Origin of the sequence: Photorhabdus namnaonensis, assembly GCF_001684335.1 — a bacterium.
Lineage (GTDB): Bacteria > Pseudomonadota > Gammaproteobacteria > Enterobacterales > Enterobacteriaceae > Photorhabdus > Photorhabdus namnaonensis.
This window is the reverse complement of sequence record NZ_LOIC01000018.1, coordinates 356,095-375,346: the sequence shown is the minus strand read 5'-3', so window position 1 is coordinate 375,346 and position 19,252 is coordinate 356,095. Positions and strand designations below refer to the sequence as shown.

21 protein-coding genes are annotated in these 19,252 nt (G+C 40.6%); 3 read left to right on the top strand and 18 right to left on the bottom strand.

The window, feature by feature from the left end; genetic code table 11:
• Positions 1-171: 171 nt before the first annotated feature.
• The 4 genes from Phpb_RS03995 to Phpb_RS03980 form a co-directional block, all read right to left on the bottom strand.
• A complete protein-coding gene (locus tag Phpb_RS03995) occupies positions 172-831 on the bottom strand; it encodes a CoA transferase subunit B (RefSeq protein WP_065389261.1) in 660 nt (219 codons plus the stop codon).
• Positions 831-1,493: an acetate CoA-transferase subunit alpha gene (atoD, locus tag Phpb_RS03990; RefSeq protein ID WP_065389260.1), complete on the bottom strand. Its 663-nt coding sequence runs from the start codon at positions 1,491-1,493 to the stop codon at positions 831-833. The genes Phpb_RS03995 and atoD overlap by 1 nt, the downstream gene beginning before the upstream one ends.
• Positions 1,483-1,764, bottom strand: coding sequence for a hypothetical protein (locus tag Phpb_RS25860; protein WP_065389259.1), 282 nt, complete (start codon positions 1,762-1,764; stop codon positions 1,483-1,485). Before Phpb_RS25860 ends, atoD begins: the two co-directional genes overlap by 11 nt.
• 222 nt (positions 1,765-1,986) lie before the next feature.
• Positions 1,987-3,066: a hypothetical protein gene (locus Phpb_RS03980; protein WP_065389258.1), complete on the bottom strand. Its 1,080-nt coding sequence runs from the start codon at positions 3,064-3,066 to the stop codon at positions 1,987-1,989.
• Positions 3,067-4,288: 1,222 nt separating this feature from the next.
• On the opposite strand from Phpb_RS03980, the gene Phpb_RS03975 reads away from it, so the two are divergent.
• The gene (locus tag Phpb_RS03975; RefSeq protein WP_065389257.1) at positions 4,289-4,744 is read left to right on the top strand and encodes a hypothetical protein; all 456 of its coding nucleotides are present in this window, start codon (positions 4,289-4,291) and stop codon (positions 4,742-4,744) included.
• Between the two features lie 600 nt (positions 4,745-5,344).
• On the opposite strand, the gene Phpb_RS03970 is transcribed toward Phpb_RS03975, so the two are convergent.
• Positions 5,345-6,421 (bottom strand): hypothetical protein, encoded by a 1,077-nt coding sequence (locus Phpb_RS03970; protein ID WP_065389256.1) that lies wholly within the window; start codon positions 6,419-6,421, stop codon positions 5,345-5,347.
• Positions 6,422-7,281: 860 nt separating this feature from the next.
• Between Phpb_RS03970 and Phpb_RS03965 the strand changes: the two genes are divergently transcribed.
• Both Phpb_RS03965 and cspE read left to right on the top strand, forming a co-directional pair.
• A complete protein-coding gene (locus tag Phpb_RS03965; protein ID WP_065389255.1) occupies positions 7,282-7,593 on the top strand; it encodes a hypothetical protein in 312 nt (103 codons plus the stop codon).
• Positions 7,594-9,067: 1,474 nt separating this feature from the next.
• Positions 9,068-9,283 (top strand): transcription antiterminator/RNA stability regulator CspE, encoded by a 216-nt coding sequence (gene cspE / locus Phpb_RS03960; RefSeq protein WP_065389254.1) that lies wholly within the window; start codon positions 9,068-9,070, stop codon positions 9,281-9,283.
• Between the two features lie 310 nt (positions 9,284-9,593).
• On the opposite strand, the gene Phpb_RS03955 is transcribed toward cspE, so the two are convergent.
• The 13 genes from Phpb_RS03955 to Phpb_RS03895 form a co-directional block, all read right to left on the bottom strand.
• Positions 9,594-10,211 carry an HrpE/YscL family type III secretion apparatus protein gene (locus tag Phpb_RS03955; protein ID WP_065389253.1) on the bottom strand — a complete coding sequence of 206 codons (618 nt, stop codon included), beginning with the start codon at positions 10,209-10,211 and terminating at the stop codon, positions 9,594-9,596.
• Positions 10,190-10,816, bottom strand: coding sequence for a Yop proteins translocation protein K (locus Phpb_RS03950; protein ID WP_065389252.1), 627 nt, complete (start codon positions 10,814-10,816; stop codon positions 10,190-10,192). Before Phpb_RS03950 ends, Phpb_RS03955 begins: the two co-directional genes overlap by 22 nt.
• Entirely contained in the window at positions 10,817-11,554 is a 738-nt protein-coding gene (sctJ, locus tag Phpb_RS03945) for a type III secretion system inner membrane ring lipoprotein SctJ (RefSeq protein ID WP_276204237.1), read from the bottom strand.
• Positions 11,555-11,560: 6 nt separating this feature from the next.
• Positions 11,561-11,899: a type III secretion system inner rod subunit SctI gene (gene sctI, locus Phpb_RS03940; protein WP_065389250.1), complete on the bottom strand. Its 339-nt coding sequence runs from the start codon at positions 11,897-11,899 to the stop codon at positions 11,561-11,563.
• Between the two features lie 75 nt (positions 11,900-11,974).
• Entirely contained in the window at positions 11,975-12,541 is a 567-nt protein-coding gene (locus Phpb_RS03935; RefSeq protein ID WP_065389249.1) for a YopR family T3SS polymerization control protein, read from the bottom strand.
• Complete coding sequence (locus Phpb_RS03930) at positions 12,534-12,887, bottom strand: YscG family type III secretion system chaperone (protein WP_082302523.1); 354 nt, start codon at positions 12,885-12,887, stop codon at positions 12,534-12,536. Before Phpb_RS03930 ends, Phpb_RS03935 begins: the two co-directional genes overlap by 8 nt.
• 2 nt (positions 12,888-12,889) lie before the next feature.
• Positions 12,890-13,150: a type III secretion system needle filament subunit SctF gene (gene sctF / locus Phpb_RS03925; protein WP_046395158.1), complete on the bottom strand. Its 261-nt coding sequence runs from the start codon at positions 13,148-13,150 to the stop codon at positions 12,890-12,892.
• Positions 13,143-13,355 (bottom strand): EscE/YscE/SsaE family type III secretion system needle protein co-chaperone, encoded by a 213-nt coding sequence (locus Phpb_RS03920; protein WP_065389247.1) that lies wholly within the window; start codon positions 13,353-13,355, stop codon positions 13,143-13,145. The genes sctF and Phpb_RS03920 overlap by 8 nt, the downstream gene beginning before the upstream one ends.
• Entirely contained in the window at positions 13,352-14,623 is a 1,272-nt protein-coding gene (gene sctD, locus Phpb_RS03915) for a type III secretion system inner membrane ring subunit SctD (protein WP_065389246.1), read from the bottom strand. The genes Phpb_RS03920 and sctD overlap by 4 nt, the downstream gene beginning before the upstream one ends.
• On the bottom strand, positions 14,620-16,470 hold the full coding sequence (gene sctC, locus Phpb_RS03910) for a type III secretion system outer membrane ring subunit SctC (protein ID WP_065389245.1): 1,851 nt from the start codon (positions 16,468-16,470) through the stop codon (positions 14,620-14,622). The genes sctD and sctC overlap by 4 nt, the downstream gene beginning before the upstream one ends.
• On the bottom strand, positions 16,458-16,880 hold the full coding sequence (locus Phpb_RS03905) for a YscB family type III secretion system chaperone (protein WP_065389244.1): 423 nt from the start codon (positions 16,878-16,880) through the stop codon (positions 16,458-16,460). Before Phpb_RS03905 ends, sctC begins: the two co-directional genes overlap by 13 nt.
• Positions 16,881-16,894: 14 nt before the next feature.
• Positions 16,895-17,731: a T3SS regulon anti-activator ExsD domain-containing protein gene (locus Phpb_RS03900; protein WP_065389243.1), complete on the bottom strand. Its 837-nt coding sequence runs from the start codon at positions 17,729-17,731 to the stop codon at positions 16,895-16,897.
• Positions 17,732-17,845: 114 nt separating this feature from the next.
• Positions 17,846-18,664: a helix-turn-helix transcriptional regulator gene (locus Phpb_RS03895; protein WP_065389242.1), complete on the bottom strand. Its 819-nt coding sequence runs from the start codon at positions 18,662-18,664 to the stop codon at positions 17,846-17,848.
• Positions 18,665-19,252 lie beyond the last annotated feature (588 nt).

Below are 19,252 nucleotides of genomic sequence, written 5' to 3'. Positions count from 1 at the left end.
TATCAAACGGGTAGAGGTGAAGGAGAATTTGGTTTATTTATTCACTATTATTCAGTTCTTTACTATTTATAATCTGACCAGTGAATATTCAAGCGTAATGCATGCGTAGCAACATCGCAGCGATTGGTGAGGGATGAAATAGCGTGGATAAAACCAGTCAGATATCGCTAATCATACACAATCCTTCGGTACAGGCATGACTTTGAGGTCATGTGCGATACTAAATTCTGCTTCAGTTTTTTCTCGCAGAGTCTCTAATGTGACATTTGGCGCATGTTCTTTCAGGATTAACTGGTCCTGTTCAAAGCAGAAGACAGCTAATTCAGTGACAATCATGCTGACTTTATTGATGGCGGTAAGCGGCAAAGTACACTGTTTGAGGATTTTTGCTGAACTGTCTTTGGTGCAATGTTTCATTGCAATAATGACTTTGCGTGCGCCGGTGACAAGATCCATTGCTCCTCCCATACCAAGCACCATTTTCCCCGGTATCATCCAACTAGCTAGGTTGGCATGCTGGTCAACTTGCAGACCACCCAGAACACAAACATTTATGTGACCACCTCGGATCAGAGCAAAAGAGAGGGCGCTGTCGAATATGGCGGCGCCGGGCAGGATACCACAGGGTTTTCCGCCAGCGTTGACCAGATTAGGATGTTCTTCTGTAATCGGCCCAAGGCCAAGTATGCCGTTTTCTGACTGGAGAGTAATATGAATGTGATCCGGCAGATAGTTCGGGACTTGCGTGGGAATGCCGATGCCAAGATTAACAATATCGCCATCTTGTAATTCGAGTGCGACACGGTGGGCAATAATTTGTCGAGCATTCATTATGAGTTCCCCCTTGGATAAACGATGTAGTCGATCAATGCGCCAGGTGTTATCACACAGTCTGGTGTAATCTCACCGACCTCAACCAGCCTATCGGGTTCAGCAATTGTGATATCCGCCGCCAGAGCGATCACTGGGTTAAAATTTCGGGCGCTTAACTGGTAGGTCAGATTACCGTGAGAGTCAGCAAGATGAGCTTGAATCAACGCGAGATCGGCGCGTAGCGGGAGCTCCAGCAAATAGTCTGTTCCATTGACGGTGATTTTTTGTTTTCCTTCTTCTACAACGGTACCTACCCCGGTTGGGGTGAGGAATCCGCCCAGACCGGCTCCTCCGCAGCGAATACGTTCGATCAACGTACCCAAAGGAACCAGTTCCACCTCTATTTCTCCAGCAAGCATTTTGCGTCCGGTTTCCGGATTAGTGCCAATATGTGAGGTAATGACTTTTTTCACTCGGTTATTAACCACAAGAGGACCAATACCGGTGTCGATACGACCCGTATCGTTAACAATCAGGGTCAGATTTTTTACACCAGAGCTCAGTAACGTGGTGATTAGGTGGGGAGGTGTGCCTACACCCATAAAACCGCCTACCATGATCGTCATTCCATCATGGAAATGCGCTATAGCTTGTTGTGTGCTAATGAGTTTATTTTTCATATCTATTCCCTATATAGGATATGTTTGACATAGGCGCATGTCCGTAAGGCAATGAATATGCCAGTAAAGTAATATCTTTAGGATGTTCTAGGAGGGGAGAAAGATGAATAGCGTTAAGGCGGTACAGTTTGGCCTGTAGGGTAAGGGGCATTTCGCCAACGTTCACTGTATCGCAGCACAACGCCATCATTTTGGGGCTGTTAGTCAAGATCCGATCCCAACCGTGGTTGTCGGATAGGGCTTGGTGTTGTTGATTGATTCCCTGCTTCATCAATTAGCCTCCGAGAAACCTCGCCGTTCAGGATAAGGGGAAAGGCGGTAATTGGAAGTATAGAAAGCGTTGCCGAATGAGGGCAAGGGGGAAAATGGGTAAGTGTGAGGGGCTTCTAATGGGTTTGACTCACTTTAGCCTTATAGGTGTATAGAGTAGGGATGATCTGTTAATACCGGGAGGCACAGCATTGTATTCTATGCTGTGCCTTGGATCTATTTGTTAAGATAATTTTAGGTGAGGGTTTCTAAGAGAAATAGTTATTGTTCCGACTTGATTACCGTTGCGGGTATCTTTTCCATAACTAAAATCAAAATATCTCATCTGGTCTCCGGTTTCTACCACCGTTCCATTAATTGCTGTGAAATTTTTACGAAGCATGGTATTAAGCCCATAGGCATTAGCATCTTTTGCTGCAACATCAATGACGACTTTTCCTGTGTTCTCTTTTCCTTCGGCCATGAAATTGAATACACCTTTAGGGTAATCTTCTCTGTGAATATCTAATGGAAAGTCGGTGCCATTTGGAGAGTTAAGATTTAATAAAGTCGCTCCGGCTTTTAGAGTGAAATTTGTGTAGAATAAAGGTTGATCTTGTTCATCTAAATCAGTTCTTATGTTTAATATTTGAGAATTTATTAACATCTGTGCATTATCTTGTAAGATAATATTGCTATTATATATATCGATCGAAGGACTTTTAAGCATGGTTTTAGAGGATTCTGAGATAAAGAAATCACATTCTAATGAAATATTACCTTTTATCACTTCATTTTCTTGCTGTATTTCTACAGCTTCTACAGTAAGGTGACTTGATCCTGACATAGCTACTGCTGATTCTTCTGGTTTTAGTGTTTTATTTTTGGGACTGCTAATTCTTACCGTGTTTGCCTTTGCTATTGCAAGGGTACTTGAGTTTTGTAATTTTATTCTATATCTATCTTGAGCTTGAGAATTAAGATAAAAATTAACAGGTTTTTTTTGACTTCCTAATATTATAAGATTTCCTGAGGAGATGTTTATTGTTTCGCCTAAAATTTTATCTGTATTTTCTGCCTTATGTACTGCTTCATATTGTTCTTTAAGTTCAACTGGAATTGATGGTCTGGGCCAATGAATATCGTATGCTTTAATGCTATTTGTGTTATCAGTATTCAGTGTTAATGTATTTTCTCCAGCGTCCATTTTGAAGGTGAAACCAATGTTTTTATCGAAAGAGCTTGATGGAGTAATAGTTTGACTGCCGTGTTGATGACCGTATGATTGATCTTCATCAGGGACCCAGATAAATTTCTCGCTCATTAATTTTACCCTTTTTTGAGTTAATATTATTTCATTATTAAATGTAGATTAATATAAATATAGTTCAAAATAAGTGAGTTTCAAGATACTTTCAGCCTATTTATTGTGATTTTGTTGCTGATCAATGGAACCTGATATCAGCATTTTTTCCTGTTTTTGATAGAGCCTTTTCAACGGTTTGTTTATGTAAGGAATGATATTATGGGAGAATAGTTTATTACTACTTTCTAACCGAATAATGCTGTTTAAGTACAAATTTGATTGAGCATAATTGGTGAAAAGAGTTGTTTAAGTTTATAAGAAATTCTTTGTGATTGAAAAAATAACGGTAGGTGAAAATCCTGTGTCAGGATAGTTATGTTTGGTGGGGCACTGATGTAATCAATACATATTATGTATAATCGGAAGACGATATTAGTTTCAATCTGAGAATTTTACTCTCTGTGAGTAGTCAGATATTTTTGTTGGAAATTTGATCTATTTGTTGTGTCTGTTTTGTTGGGTAAGTCGATGATAAGTGAGTTTGTCGGCGTGTTTTAATAGCCTGTTATTACCTTATTTCTTGTCGTATAGAAAATTAAGGTATCTTATTGAACTAATCGGTTTGCCTATATGTGATTTAAATCTCAAAAAAGAAAATTTCTAATTTCCGTACACTTTATTATCGATTGTCAAATGAAGTAATCCTCTGACGAGGATCTTGTTGGGGAAATATGTGCAAAATACTATAATGCATTGTAAATACTGAAATAATTATAAAGTTAATTGAGAACACACCTGAATGTGATGATTTTTAAAGTGGTTAATTTTATTATGAAATAATAATAAGTATAAGCATAATATTATTCTGTTTTATATTGTTTATTGGCATTAATAGAGAAATAATTATCTGATTTTATTTTTTTGGATAAATGATTTTGTGGTTTTTAATGTTTCATCATGAAAATGGATAAGATGCCATAAAATTATTTTAAAATTTAGTGGAAAGGAATGAAACTTTGTCTATATTTAATTAACAACGTAACATGATAAATAAAAATAGTAATGCCTTCTTGGAATGATAAATAAAGTTTTCCGTCAAAAACCCACTTTAAAATTAAGGAGGCCAACAGAAGTTAGTTCATCAATTTAATTAATTTGTAATTTATATTGGATTTATGAATGCGAATGTTATTCAAAATATTGTCATAATTTTAATTTATTAATATTATAGGTGAGTGAAATGAAAGAAGAAAAAGAATATATCATAGAATTAGAAAAGCTCCTTGACTATCAAATCACTACAGTTATTTGGAATATTAGTAATTACATAGGTAACAATGATGATATAGATTTATCTGGAGGAAGTTTGATGCAATCGTATCTGATCATGCCAGATCAGACATTATCGGGTCAATATATATATGCTCCAGTGATAGGACCAAATACTGATTATAACATTATTAAGCCACTTCGGTTTAATGTTATGACATCATTTTGGGATCATATTGGAAATATTTGGTTGTTCCAAGATGCAAGGACTCCTGATGGAATTATTAAGTATTTTGTTGGTGATAACCCTAATTATAAAGCGTCAAGAGAGGTTATGGGCAATAGTAAAGGTGGAGGATATAAATCTCTGAAAGTTATATGTACGGTTCCAGGAGATTTGAATACTGTTCAAATGAGACTGTACTAACACAAGATAGCTCGGTTTTTAAAGTGGAATTTTTACAGATTAATTGTGTTCTTGATATATTATAAACTGGTTATAAACTCGAATAAGCTTTTGCAAGGTTATAAATGAAAAGAGATGTGATTGCTGACGAGTTAACTGGTTTTTAATTCTAGGTTTAAGGCTACACTCCGATGTGGCCTTACTTTTTTATTTTAATATAAGGCATTGTATATTTTTTTATATTAGGGAAGTAATGTGTAGCTTGACAAATATGTATAATATTACTGTGTTTGTATTTTCATTAGCATGGAATTTTTTTCATGGATATTCTTACCATTTTAAGAAATTACTGAATATAACAACACAGAGTATTTGTGATGACTGTTTGTGAAGTGATAACTCGATATTTTTCGGTTTTGTTAATTCATGTTAAATATATTGTTGAAATATAAAATTGTTTAATTCTGGGTTTTATGAGGAAATTTCCACATTAGATATCATTTATAAAGTATGTATTTTATAGTTTACCATGATTAAATAATAGCTGATTTATATCGATGTTAAGTGGTACATTACCTTATTCGATATCGTACCACAAAGAGTAAAATTAATTTTAAACTGCTAAATATTTACTTTCTGATGTAATTGGTGTTGATCTTTAAGTGATATTGTTATAGTCATAAATTTATGATTATTTTTGAATTGGTCTGTTTTATAACTAATATCAAAATAATCTTCGTGTTTTTCTTTTGGAATTATTTTATTGTTGATAGCTATTAGTTTTCTATCAAATATCTTATTTACATTGTCCTTTTTATTATTGGGATTTTGTTGTGAGAATTCAATCATAATTTTCCCTTCATTCTTGCCTTCTGTAGTAATGAAATTAAATAGACCTTCTGGATATTCTACGTTGTCAAGGTAGAGTGGGAAATGGATACCATCGAAAGATTCTAGGTTTAGTGAAGGAGAACCTGATTTAAGTTTGAACCATGTCTTGTTTTTTTCTATGTCATTTTTTTGCATTATGCCATTATTAATCAAGGTCACTGTCGATTTATCTTGTATGCTGATATTGCAGTAATTAAAGTTTCCATCTCCAAGGTAGAGGTTGCTACTTTCAAAAGTGAGCTTAGATGATTCACTTAGAGAAATTTCACTAGCTAGAAATATAAAAGCCGGAACATCATCTTCTATTTTTGTTGTTTGTCTTATTTCAAATTTACTTTTTCCTGACATTATGAGTTTTGGTGGTTTATTGGAAACGACATAATCTATAAACATAAATACAGTTCCTGGATTTTTGATGCTTAAGGAGCCTGAATTTTTAAGAATAAAATTAGCGCTTTCAGAGCACCCTAAATAAGCAACTGTCTGGCTTCTATCAACTGTATGGTTTTGATCATTTAGCCGATAGTCTACTAATAATGTTCCAGCAGATACATTTATATCTAATCCTTTGCCGCTATCAGTCATTTTTCCGTCATTGTGGCGATTAAATTCTGGCCAATAAATAGGTATATTATCGGAATCATTTTGTAGTGTTAATGTTTCACTTTCAGCGTTCATTGTGAAATTAGCGCCACCTAATTTATCGAATGAATCTGACTGAGTAGATGAAAGAGTAATAGATCCAGTTCCATAATTTTTGGTATATACCTGAGAATTATTTGGGTCCCATTCAAAGACTGTACTCATTTTTAACCCCTCATAAGGATGAATATTTTTTTCATAATTAAACATAGTTAAAATAAATATAGTTCAAAGTGAGGGGGTTTCAAGGTATTGAATGAGATTATTGTATATTTTCTCAATTTATTTTCTATTTAAGATAAATGCAGTTACATTGAATGGTTCAATTTCCTCTACAGTCGAAGAGTTTACCTGAAAATATATTTTGTTGTAATTGGGTTACTGTTTAACGCTGGAATCAATTATTAACATTATTCCATCTTTCTCTTATAGCGTATCTTTAATTATTACTTTGTTATTACCTGACGCTTGTGGAGATATTGAAATGTTTATCCAGTTTTAAAGTAATATCATAGATGTAACTTCCAATTTATTGTCATAATATTTCTTTTTGTCAGTGTTTTTCCATAGCGATTTGCATTATTTAAAGCATATCAATATTATAGTGAATTGATTTGGTTGAGGTTTAATTTAAGCGCTGTTTATCCAGCATTTATCTATATTGATCTGTCTAATTAGTGCTTAGTTAGTGGAAATCCATATTTGATTTATTATAATCTTGCAGGATAAATGATATCACATCTAATAATAATTATTTGAAATCAATATATATTTTTTTTCATATCATATTCCAATTGACTTGTAATCATGTGGTGAATGGACTATTTTTTTATTGTGGGTGTATGACATTCTCTCATCCACTAAAGAATATTTGTCCTATGATTCTATTCAGAAATCAAATATTATTTAAGAAAAACATTAACATGTCTAAAATAGCTATGAAAAGTAATTTCAATTAGCTAATAATAATATATGTTGGCAATATCCGTTATATGAGAAATGCATGATTCTCTAAGGATACATATATGAAGAAGTTTATATTAGTCGCATTGCTTCTAGGATTTGCGTCTGCCGCAAACGCAAGTAGTGGAGATGATAAGTCTGCTTCGCCGACTATTCCAATTACTACTCAGGATTGTATTGCAAAATGGAATGTATCTAGTGCTGCCCAATCTTGTAGTGCATCGGTCTCGAAAGCCGGAGAGCGTTCTTGCACTGTTTCAGCAAAATGTCGAGCTCTTAATGGAAAACTTATTAATAACTATAAAATTTATCCTTATACTAATATGTCACAGCTCTCGAACTGCAATGGTTACTTAAAGATAGATGGATGTTAACCTTATTTTCATTAATTTCAGGCTACGGATTGTAGCCTGAAGTTATCTAACACTTGTAGAGATGTTGGAATATTTATCCAGTTTTACAGTAATATCATGGATATAATTTTAAATGCATTGTCATAATATTTATTTTTGTCCATATTATTCCATCACGATTTGCATTATTTAAAGCATATAACTATTGTAGTGAATTTATTTAATTCAGGTTTGATTTAATGGCTGTATGTTAGGTATTTATCCATGTTGTTTTGTCTAATTAATGCTTGATGAATAAAAAACCATATTTAACTCACTAGAATCTTGTAGAGTTAATAATATCATTCTAATGATAACCATTTGAAATCAATATGCGGTTTTTTCATATTATATTCCAATTGACTTGTAATAATGTGGAAGATGGACTGCTTTTTTAATGTGGATATATGAAGCTCTCCGATTCACTAAAGAATATTGATTATTTTATTCAGAAATTAAATATTATTTAAGAAAGATATTTACATACCTAAAATAGCTATGAAAATTAATTTCAATTAGTTAACACTATTATACGATAATTGAATGATTCTTAAAGGATATATACCCTATGGATTTCAAGATGCATCGCGGCGGCAAAGGAGCGAATCCCCGGGAGCATAGATAACTATGTGACTGGGGTGAGTGAGTGCAGCCAACAAAGAGGCAACTTGAAAGATGACGGGTATATAAATATGAAGAAGTTTATGTTAAGGGCATTGCTTCTCGGGATTGCGTCTGCCGCAAACGCAGGCAGTGGAGCCGATAAACCTATTGAACTAACTGATCAAGAGTGTATGGCGCAGTGAAGTATGTCTCGTGCTTCCCAGTCTTGTGATGTATTGATTATGGAAGCAAGGAGATGAGACTTGCGCTATTACATCACAATGTCGTACTGATAATGGAGGATTTATCGATAACGGTACTGAGTATTTCCCGTATTTTAAGGTATCAGAGATCATGAACTGCAATGGTCGTTTAAAGATGGGAAGATGTTAATTTTATTTTCACTAATTTTAGGCTACGGATTGTAGCCTGATTCGAGCGTTAGGGGAAAATTGTAGATTCAAACTCAGTGCTGTAATCTCGGCAAATAGGGATTGTGGATAAAAACTTTTATAATTAGTTAGTTATGGCTATGGTAAAGCTGTGCAATATGAATAAAGCAGCAATTTAGGAACAAGGTAAAGACCAGTAGGAAAAAATAAATGAAATTAAGATTTGCTAACAACCGAACAATGTGATTTAATAGCGTCACTGGTTTGGAAGTACAGACCTATTTATGAAAGTTTTTTATGAAAAGTATTAAAGTTAAAGCAGTTCACCATTTAGCGTTATCCCTGATACCACTTCATTGCGAATTCCTTCTAATTAGTACCCGTAAATAGTACCCATAAGTAAAACTGAAAAACAGACCTCATAACGCCTTGTGGCAACTTAAAAATTAAAGGAAAATTCTATGTCTAATGCAATGACTGGTTCAGTAAAATGGTTTAACAACGATAAAGGTTTTGGCTTTATTTCGCCAAAAGATGGTAGCAAAGATGTTTTTGTTCATTATTCTGCAATTCAGAGTAATAATTTCAAAACATTGGAAGAAGGTCAGGAAGTTTCATTCTCTATTGAGAATGGTGCAAAAGGCCCATCCGCAGTAAATGTTGTCGTGTTATCTTAATTTAACTGCTTAAGTCTATTAGCGACTTTACGATAGCGATGAAGGTAATATCCTGAGTAGTTAAAGTCGTTAATAAGTAAAAACCCGCTTTAATGGCGGGTTTTTTGCATGGTGCCAGAATAGTATTTTATTCTGATTCTCTGTCTTTTAGTGGTTTCTTTTGTAATTATTCCAAGGGATACGCATATGCGCTTGGATATCAGATAGAGTGAATCATAATGTTTTGTCGAAATAGAGAATATTAATAACGGCAGAAGAAATTTTCACTTTCCGTCGAAAACCGGTTATCTCTTTGAAGCGGATAAGGTCGTCAATTTTGCCACTGGTTATTGATGGCAGACATCAGCGCTTCTAATTGGCTATCCAAACTGGCGTCAATGATCCCGACTTCTGTTTCCAAAATACAGCCTCCTTGATCGAGACGCTCATCAGCGGTGATCTCTAAGTAGCCGATTTCAGGGAAATCTTTGTGTACCCGTGATATTTGTTCGCGAACTGCTGCGGCCTGTTCAGGATTAACGCGTAAAATAACCTGTTTTTGGTTGCTGACTAATGACAGGGCTTCACGAACTACCTGTAAGGTGAGGGAAACTTGGTCATAATTCTTTAGGATTTTACGTACAGCCTGCAAGACTACATTGCTCATTTGTTGCTCCACCTGCCGGTAATATTGCTGGCATTGCAACTGAGTTTGATGAATCAGGGTAGCTTGTTCTGCGCGGGCGGCATCAATACCTGCTTGCCAGCCTAGCTCTTTTTGTTGTTCATACACCGCCTGCGCGTCACGTTCAATTTCTTGTGCCTGCATCCGGGCTGCATCGAGCAGAGATTTGGCGCTAAGGCAGGTCTGATAGTCCGCTTTACGCAGTATCTGGAGCTCAGGGGCCAGTTGAAGATGCTCTGTTGTTATTTTAATAAATGGTAACATTCTGTGTTCACTTGCTTAGCCAATTTGAGACACAATGCTTGTGCCAATGGTCGTTCTGCCTGGCTGACAGGCCAGGCTGCGAGGTTTTCATAAGGGGGAAGCCGCAGGCTCAAGCGTTTAGCGAAATCGATAGGAAGAGGCTCCATCGCTGTTAGCCAGAACTGTAAGGCGCTGGTACGAAAATAGTTTGCATTGATTACTAGTGGTAACGAGCGTTGCCAGCCAGTCGGCCAGTTGCCGATAATGATGTCGAGATACTTTAAGCAGAAGCGGTGCCCCTCTTTTCCTAGTGAGTCGTGTAAGTGGCGAAGCTCTGTCGCCAGCAGGCAATGGCGGATAGCTTGCCCGTGAAGTAAGGCTCCTAGCCAAGTCAGAAGTTGTTCTAAGCACGATTGTTCTAACAGGGCGATATTTCCCAACCCAGTTGGCAATTCATAATTCACATTCATATTAAATTGGGTTAGCAATAGCCCATTAAGTCTGGGAGAGTTTCGCCACTCAGGCAGGGAAGATAAGACAGCAAGCCATTCTGATGGTAGGTGGTCAGAATGGGTATAGCTGGCAGGGCAAAACCGAAACTGATAGGGCGTTAATGCGGTTACCATTTATTGCATCCTGCTTCGATGCCACAGGAATTGCGCCAGATTACTGACAAATAACAAGGCTAATAATAGTACAAACAGCCCAATCAGACGCCCCTGTGATTCTTCAGTCACTTGGATAGAGAACAGCGTGGAGTAGCGTGGCGCCAACGGTACCTGACGTACGCCCGCTGCGGGCACTAATACGACGCTGATCCGATCATAACTCAGCCCTTCAATGCTGTTATTAACCAGTTGCTTGATTTGAGGAATGTAAGTGTCGAGTTGCACGTCCGCCGCGTGTTTGATAAACACCGAAGAAGAAGCTGGAGATAGCTTTTTACCCAGTCTGTCTTGCTCCTCGGGTAAAACAACGTGTACCCGTGCTACCAGTACGCCATCGATCTCAGAAAGTGTTCGGGCAATCTCCTGCGCTTTGGCGAAGTTGAGCCGCGCCCGCTCTTCTATTGGTGAGGAGATAAGGCCGTCCTTGGGGAAGACATCTTGTAACGAGGAGAAGTTCTCCCGTGGATATCCTTTACGTTTGAGCACTTCAACCGCTTGCGCCACATCAGACTCTTCGACTAACAGCTTGATATTGCCATCTTTGTCTGGCTGCTTATCAGAGGAAATGCCCGCTTCCCTGAGCAAGGCTAACATTTCGTTGCCTTCTTTTTGGCTGACGCCGGTGTAGAGTTCGATTTTACAGCCAGTTAGCATCAGGACAGCGAGCATAACGCAGATTATATAGGGTTTCTTCACAGCTCCTCACTGGGCTTTCATTAAGGTTTCAATGTTTTGATTGAGCCGTCCTACCGTTTTGGCAATGAGCTCTTCTTGCAGGGTGATTCGCATCAGAGACCACTGCATTTGCATCAGGCTGTTAGGGTCGCTACCGGGCACGGCTAGTTGCGCTTCCAGCTCCTGTTTGGCCTGAGTGAATTGTTGTCTGAGCTGACCTAATTCACTGATCAGATTGTTTTCAATCCCCTGCTCTTGATTGGACATAGCGTGTTCAAAACTCGCAATATTTTCGGCACTGGCCTGCGGTGTGTTGAGTTCATCCAGGCTGGTGATCAGTGTCTCACTTATCTGTGGTAGATCCATTGTTCCTCCAAATTTGAGGTAGGTTGAGTTTATTTAGGTTGTCTATCCCTGTTTCACTGGGTTGTGGTTGGTCCATTATTCTTCCAAGTCGAGTTTGTGTGAGTTTCGTATCAGGTTATCCACCATACCGTTACGGGGGATCAGTGTTTTCAACTCTTGCCGGATAAGATCACTCAGGTACTCATTGCCCGGAATAGTCTCAATCTTGCCGAGTATCTTGAGGAGCACCGTCTCCTGTTGTCGGCCTGTGGGGGAGAATTCACGAACAATCGCTCTCAGTTCTGGCATATCCAGTGGCGGATTGACGGGCAATGTCAGGCCGCCAAACTGTGACCATAGCCGCTCTTGTACCGGAGCGATCAGCTTGTCTTCTAACTGAGCACGTTGGGCGGGCTGTTTATCAGGCGATAAAGCCTGATACCACTGCCATGTCACTTGGCGCTGTGTCGCTGGATCAAAATCGCCTAAAACGTTTTCCAGCGATTCTCCCTGTAACCAGCGTTGTTGGCGCTCTTTCAGCATTTGCTGATCCGGCGTGGTTTCCAGTGCTTGCTCAAAGCTGAGCTGATGTCTGGAACTGACCGAAGGCTGTACCGTTGGTTGCGGCACGATGTTATGGGATGGCCCTTCAATCCTATCCATGAGCTAGCTGTTCCCGCATGCCGTCAACGAAGGAGAGCAATTGTGGATCGTCACTGCCAGCCATTCGTGTCAGTCTTTTTTCCAGAGCTGATGCCAGCCCCAGACGCCACTCGCACAACGCTAACCAAGGTTCCAAACTAGGCCAGGGAAGGTCCCGACCAAAATCCAGAGCCTGTTGATATTGGCCTTGGTTTGTCAAAGAAGAGAGTCGAATCAGGTTTGCTGCTTCTTGCCCTTCCTCGCTTGATATCAGCCAGTCAGCAATAATATTGGCTTCGTCATGGCAGTGATGACCGCTTCCAACCAGAGCGATATCAGCCAGTAGCCCTTTGAGTGAACGTGTCATGATTAGATCTTCTGTAATATACTCTGCATCAGATCTTTCATGGATCGGGTGACAGTAGAGTTAATGTTGTAGATAACTGACCATTTGTTGATTTTGTGTTGTAAATCAGCTAGCAAGGCGGGGTTATCAGCACCTTTGCCGAGTTCTGTAATGGCGGCACTGACATCTGTCTCAGCTGTATTGGCTTGTGTAGTCAACTGTTCAGCAACCCTATCGAGTACATTAGCGTTTGGTGCTGCTGCGGCAGTAAAAGTTTTAGCCATGATGGTCTCCTTCTGTTGTGTTAAGTATTGTGATTGCGGCTTGGATGGCGTCAGCCTCCAGTTGCCATTGTTGGTATTCTTGTACCGAACCGCCACGTCTCAGGCGTTGTTTAATATCGTTCAGCGCCTGAGAGAGGCGAAGTTGCATTTCGTTGACATAAGTGGGATCGGCGCCAAACAGTCGTGCCTCCAGGGATGTCATCATAAAACCGGGCTCCTGTTGAGTTTGATAATAAATTGCTGCTCGCCCTTGGTAATAACAATCGCATCTTGGCGGATGGCCTCGATTCTCAAGCCATTTTCTGTTGTTGCTCCGACGGGATAACGCAGGTTATTTTTGAGTACCACATAGGGTATACGCCCGAGGGAAACTGCCCGGACATCGAAATTTAGTTCATCATTGCGGGTGAGCCGCTTATTATTCAGTAATACCAGTGCTGGCTGGTTGCCGAACTCTTGTTTAAATACTTGCTGTAAGCGTTGGAAATTGTGAGCTTGGTGTTCATCCAGTTGACCTGTGAACTCGATACGATCATTTTTATCTTTGTAGGTCAGCGTGTTGGGTAAATCATGTTTAGCTAACAGCATATCCAGTCGCTTGAGGTGATTACCCGTGAACTTCGTCTTGTTTTCTATGCCCAGTAAGCCCGGAACATCACGTTTGAGCAGTGGTTCAATATCGTTCCATTGCTGGCTGGTATCAGTGACTTCGCCCATAAGGCGAATCCAGCCGGTTTGTTTGCCATTGCTGCTCTGCACTTGGGTATAACCTAGTTTTTGTAAAATGAAATCCACCCCTTGACGCAATTCTTCCATAGTGCGTAATTCCAGCCGATAACTGAGAGAGTGAGCATCAAGATACTGTTGCAGCGCCAGTCGTTGTTGATTGAGGTTTACATAACCTTTGAGCAATAGCGGCTCGTTATTGGGCATCATTTGTACACTTACATGACGATAGGCTGAATCGCCATTGAGAAAACGGCGTAGCTCTTGCTCGGCCATACCGTTGGACATGTTGCTTCTTTGCCATCCTTCATGTCCAAGCAGCATCAAGAGACCAAGCGCCAGTACCAAGCACAGTATCAACATTCCACCCGCTACCCGGCTACGATTTTGGCGGGCAGGGCGCTGGCGTGGCGTGACCGTCGGTTCAGCGAGTTGGTTTGGGAATGTATGTTGTTGGTCACAAAAGGCCCACAATAACGGGCCTGCCTCCTGACGAGTTAACGCTTGCAATGTGGCGCCCGATGATAGCGGTTCGCCATTCTGACTTGGTGCGACTTCACCGGCCCATTCCAACAGGCGAATTGAGTCTGGTTCGACTTCTAAGATCAGATGCACAGGAGCAATATCTTCATCCACCAGAACGATATCTGCTTGTAGGGGGTCTGAGCCGATGGCTAAACGCCCCTCAGCTAAATTGACCTCAATACTTTTATTCAGTCCGCGGTAAAAGCGAATTTTCCAACTCATCTGTTCGCCTTATTTTGCACACGAACACACCAGGTTTCTTTCAGTGAACATTGTTGTTCAATGACTCGCCATCCATAAGTTTTACCCATTCGGCATGAGTCTAAAAATGAGCTTTTACCTGCTTGCCGTAGTGTTTCTTGTACTTGACGGGCCGAGGATAGTGGCTGGCATTGCGCACTCCCCAGAGCTTTACTCAACGATAAGCTATGATTAGAGATATCTTGTGTCGCCAGTAATCCAGGACGTAGATCTTGCCCGTTGCCAAGAGCCAGATAATGGGCTATTCCACTATCAATCAGACGTGGTTCAATAATGAATAGCCGTACTGATCGCCGAACTTGCTCACTGGTATTGCGAAACAAGACGCCCAAATAGGGGATATCGCCTAAAAATGGCACTTTACGTGTTATTTGACTCATTTCGTCGCGGTAGATGCCGCCGATCAGCAGACTTTGCCCATGTCCAACTCTGGCAACGGTATCGACAACGGTTCGGCTGATAGTCGGGATACCATCCTGGCCTGAGCTATTAGGTTTCTGATTACCATCCTCAATATGCAGGTCTAAACTGATTTCAGCAGAATCTCCTATTTGGATGACTCTGGGGATCATGCGTAGCATCGTGCCATAGGTCAGGCTTTTAAGTTCAGCAACCCGTTCACCTTTCACTTTCACGTAGTAGGTTTCATTGTTGTCAATGACCGCTTGCGTATTTTCCTGCGTTAGAAGCGTTGGTCGGGAAATCACCTGAGCGCTTCCTTTACTCTCTAGTAAGGTTATTCTGGCGAGTAGATAATCCAGACCACGGCGATCAACCAGACTACCTAACGCGGCTGAACCGAGGCTTTCCCCTTTTCCTTTGACCTCATTTTTTCCCCCGGCGGAAGTGGTGATATCGATAATATGGCGAGGCCCGGTGTTGATACCGACTTGCCAGTCAACCCCCAGTTCTGAAAGGTTGTTCGCGTCGATGTCGACGATGGAAAGGGCGACTTCAATCCGGGCGGAAGGTTTGTCCAATACGTTGATCAAATGGGCGTACATGGGCATCCTTTCCGGGTTATCCCGTACAATGATGGCGTTTAGGGAGGGTTCTGCCTGTACAACCGCACGGCTTGAGTAACTTCCTCCCATAGAAGAAGACGCTTCACCAGTGACAGCGGTCACATTGGTATCGCTGAGTAGACGAGAGAGAATGGTAGCTACGCCAGGCGCTTCAATGCTGGTATCACGATATTGAATTTTGCGATCGACTACCGAGGCGTATTTAAGCGGGAAAATTTCCACCGTCAAGGCGCCGGTTTTTTCGCTACGCAACAATGATTGCTGTTCCAGCGCAGATGCGGTTTGATCAACCAGTTCGAGATAACGGGGCGGGCCTGATATGTAAACCAGTTGGTTGCCTGGATCAGGACGCCAGCCAAAGCGTGGTTCCCAAATACCTGAACGTTTTAGGGCCTGCTGTAGTTCCGTTGCGTTGGTTTGTTCAAGCTTAAGTAGACGAGATTGTATTTCGCTGTTTTTGAATACATACAGCACACTTCCGTCGTAATACCAGACCAGATTATAGAGAGAGGATAAATGTTGCAGGAATTCCTGAGGAGTGTTTTGCTCAAAATGGCCGTTAACTTGATCGGTCACTTTATCACTGACAACCACTGAGGCTTCATAGTTAGCGCCGAAATCAACCAGTACATCCCGCAAGCTTTCTCCTTTTGCCAAATAGCTATAAGGCGTAGGAAACCAATCCAGATCTTGGCTATAAGCAGAGGGAATCATCACGCCGCTGATGCTCAACGACAACAGTAGGGAACGGCACAGCCGTTGGAACTGTTTCATGGTTGCCATATTACCTGTTTCCATTGAGGGGAAGATTGGGTTTCTGACAATAAAGCCATAACTTGTTCCAGCAGATCGACGTGCATGGTTAGCGTCTGTTCCAGTATTTGAGCATCCAAACTATCAAGGTCAAGGCGTGCCTCCAGAATAAGATTCTCTGATTCATCCAAGGTCAGTGCGTGGGGAGCGTGGCGTCCCCAACGTGTAACCTGTTGCAATAGTGTTTTCAGTAATTCTGTACATGACGGATCTTTCGGGTTATGGCGCCAGCTTAACGGGCTGGATAACACAAGTTCGGTTCCCTGTTGGCGAAGAAACAGGTTGTAGTTATCAATGTGCAAATGGTAATGCCCTTGTCTATCGGAAACGAAAGGCTTCTGGCCCAAGCGACTGGCCAAATGATTGAGTAGAGTTTGCATGTTTCCTCTAATAATTAGGTCGTCGTCGATTGCCAATAAAAACTGTCCTGTGGCAGACACAGAACACGGGCACAAAGCCATTTTTGTAAGTGAATGGCCGACTCGTTGTCATGTTCTAAAGCGGTTAACCACGTCCAACAGGATGACAGCGCTTCGGGAACCGGCGTAAAAGCGGTCAGGTCGCCGCCGGTCTGGAGTGCATCCAGTCCAGTAAACCAGTTGGGCCATGCTTCGCGAGCTTGGGTTTCCGTTGTCAACAGCAGCTTTTCTAATAGTTGCTTGCGTTGGTTAAGCGCTGTTTGCAAAGATATAACCTCTTGATGATGTTGCTCCCGACATTGAGATGGGACACTTTCCGCCTGCTGCCAAAAATGCGTTTTAGCACGCAATTGCCGTTCTTGAATCTGTAACTGCTCAAATTCAGTGAACCAGAAACCTATCTCTGGCTCTAACAAACGGAGCCACCAGTCAAATAGCGGCTGTAATACCCAGTATTGTAAAAGATGTCTGTCAGCCAAGTTTATGCGGTCGCCCAATACCTTATTCCAGTCACGTTCCGGTTCTGCCGCCGCTCTGATGAGCTGCTGTAGGTCATTACGTTGCAAAGCTTGCCCGCAGGTTAGCCGCCTACGGAACCAGACAGATTTCATTAAGCTTTCCAGCCGATGTCTGGGTAGCAGGCGTTGCAATAAAATAAACTGTTGGTTATTGATAATGTCTCTATTTTGATACTGAATAGCCGATGATTTTCCGAGTAACTGATCCCGGCGTGGAATTCCCGACTGCATGACAGAGATCTTGCGGCCGAGAAACATGCTGGTTCGAGTCTGATTATGTTCTTGCTGGCTCATGCTATGCTCATCTTGCTGCTAGTCACTCTTGTCGATTAAATTAGGAATGGCCTTATTTTATCTGTCGGGCCAATGGTTAACTTGTAAAAAACGTCAGATTATTTTAGCCAATCGTTACTCTTTGCCATACCTGGCCCGACTGGGGGTGCAATCAAAGCGTCTTCGATAGCTTTGAGTAAAGTAAGATTGGCTGGAGAATCCGGCTTCCATTGAAATATCAACAATACTCATCTCACTGTTGAGTAGTAGTTGGTGTGCATAAAGAATGCGGCGTTCACTGATCCAGGCGCGTGGCGATATTCCGTATACCGAACGGAACAACTCCTTGAAGGTGGTTAATCCCATACCAAATTCTTTAGCGAATTCACTGAGTTTCCACTCCTTAAGGTAGTGGTTTTCCATAAAACTCTGCAAACGTTCCACTTGGCGGTTGCTCAATTGTCGTAATACTGACATGAGCAAATTACCTTGTTCTCCAAATGCTAGTAACAACAGCAACTCTTCTGTTCTAAGTTGACCCAACGCTGTGGGGTAATCATGAGCCAGTAAATCGACCAGCCCATTTATACTTTGAGATAACAGAGGTGATGGGGTAAATGCAATTAATTCGGGTGTTGGCATATTGTGCCGCTCGACTTCACTGAGCAGAGTACCAAAACGTTGCAGAAAACCGTGGAGAAAAGTGGTACTCAGAGGCAGCCAGAGTAACTTACAGGTATCACTACGCGTTTTTGTCGCATAACTGCCACGACGAACAAAAAGCAGTTCGTTGTGGGAGATATCGTAGGTATTGGTGCTGTCCTGCCATGTCATTTCACCTTCGAGCAGGATATATATCCCTTCCTGAGGATGTTCTATAACGTTAAAGGCAGGCATGCTACGTTGGAATAGTGAGATATCCATTCCCTTCCCTGATGTTGTGATGCCGTTCATTCTATTGTCCTGGATCTGTTGGTGTATGTCTTAAAAATACAAATCACATTATTATTATTAATAGATATTTTCTTTGGTTTCGCTGTCTGAAATAGACAGCAAGAATAGTTTTATGTATTTAACCTGATGGTTAACTATAGCACCTTTTAATTAAAATGATTTTTGCTAGTGGGCCCATTTATGTTCCTTGGCCCGAATACCGAATTATTCTCACGTTTTATAAACGAAGAGTAAAAAGCGATCAAATTTTTATACGATAACCATTGCCGATAAATTCTGCACTTTTAATCATAAACTGGGCCTTTTTTCCTGACTGATATTGATAGTTATCTCCTTTTATTCAGGCAATGTATTAATGGTTCAGAATACGTTAATAATTGTAATGACTAGAGTAATATTAACGGATTAACAGGTATAGAAGTCAGTGCAAAGTGAAATCCAAATGACTATATGTAATATAAATTACTTAATAATAAATTCAATCTGGTTTCAACGATTTGATCAATCGATAAAAAGGTAAAATCAACCGAACTGAATTGGATTGTTTATTATAATATTGTTTAAGGAATGTTGGTTTATTGGCAGTAA

Bases quoted from the DNA above. Each gene is read 5' to 3' on its own strand.
- Phpb_RS03995 (WP_065389261.1), bottom strand. From the start codon at position 831: ATGAATGCTCGACAAATTATTGCCCACCGTGTCGCACTCGAATTACAA.
- atoD (WP_065389260.1), bottom strand. From the start codon at position 1,493: ATGAAAAATAAACTCATTAGCACACAACAAGCTATAGCGCATTTCCAT.
- Phpb_RS25860 (WP_065389259.1), bottom strand. From the start codon at position 1,764: ATGAAGCAGGGAATCAATCAACAACACCAAGCCCTATCCGACAACCAC.
- Phpb_RS03980 (WP_065389258.1), bottom strand. From the start codon at position 3,066: ATGAGCGAGAAATTTATCTGGGTCCCTGATGAAGATCAATCATACGGT.
- Phpb_RS03975 (WP_065389257.1), top strand. From the start codon at position 4,289: ATGAAAGAAGAAAAAGAATATATCATAGAATTAGAAAAGCTCCTTGAC.
- Phpb_RS03970 (WP_065389256.1), bottom strand. From the start codon at position 6,421: ATGAGTACAGTCTTTGAATGGGACCCAAATAATTCTCAGGTATATACC.
- Phpb_RS03965 (WP_065389255.1), top strand. From the start codon at position 7,282: ATGAAGAAGTTTATATTAGTCGCATTGCTTCTAGGATTTGCGTCTGCC.
- cspE (WP_065389254.1), top strand. From the start codon at position 9,068: ATGTCTAATGCAATGACTGGTTCAGTAAAATGGTTTAACAACGATAAA.
- Phpb_RS03955 (WP_065389253.1), bottom strand. From the start codon at position 10,211: ATGTTACCATTTATTAAAATAACAACAGAGCATCTTCAACTGGCCCCT.
- Phpb_RS03950 (WP_065389252.1), bottom strand. From the start codon at position 10,816: ATGGTAACCGCATTAACGCCCTATCAGTTTCGGTTTTGCCCTGCCAGC.
- sctI (WP_065389250.1), bottom strand. From the start codon at position 11,899: ATGGATCTACCACAGATAAGTGAGACACTGATCACCAGCCTGGATGAA.
- Phpb_RS03935 (WP_065389249.1), bottom strand. From the start codon at position 12,541: ATGGATAGGATTGAAGGGCCATCCCATAACATCGTGCCGCAACCAACG.
- Phpb_RS03930 (WP_082302523.1), bottom strand. From the start codon at position 12,887: ATGACACGTTCACTCAAAGGGCTACTGGCTGATATCGCTCTGGTTGGA.
- sctF (WP_046395158.1), bottom strand. From the start codon at position 13,150: ATGGCTAAAACTTTTACTGCCGCAGCAGCACCAAACGCTAATGTACTC.
- Phpb_RS03920 (WP_065389247.1), bottom strand. From the start codon at position 13,355: ATGATGACATCCCTGGAGGCACGACTGTTTGGCGCCGATCCCACTTAT.
- sctD (WP_065389246.1), bottom strand. From the start codon at position 14,623: ATGAGTTGGAAAATTCGCTTTTACCGCGGACTGAATAAAAGTATTGAG.
- sctC (WP_065389245.1), bottom strand. From the start codon at position 16,470: ATGGCAACCATGAAACAGTTCCAACGGCTGTGCCGTTCCCTACTGTTG.
- Phpb_RS03905 (WP_065389244.1), bottom strand. From the start codon at position 16,880: ATGCAAACTCTACTCAATCATTTGGCCAGTCGCTTGGGCCAGAAGCCT.
- Phpb_RS03900 (WP_065389243.1), bottom strand. From the start codon at position 17,731: ATGAGCCAGCAAGAACATAATCAGACTCGAACCAGCATGTTTCTCGGC.
- Phpb_RS03895 (WP_065389242.1), bottom strand. From the start codon at position 18,664: ATGAACGGCATCACAACATCAGGGAAGGGAATGGATATCTCACTATTC.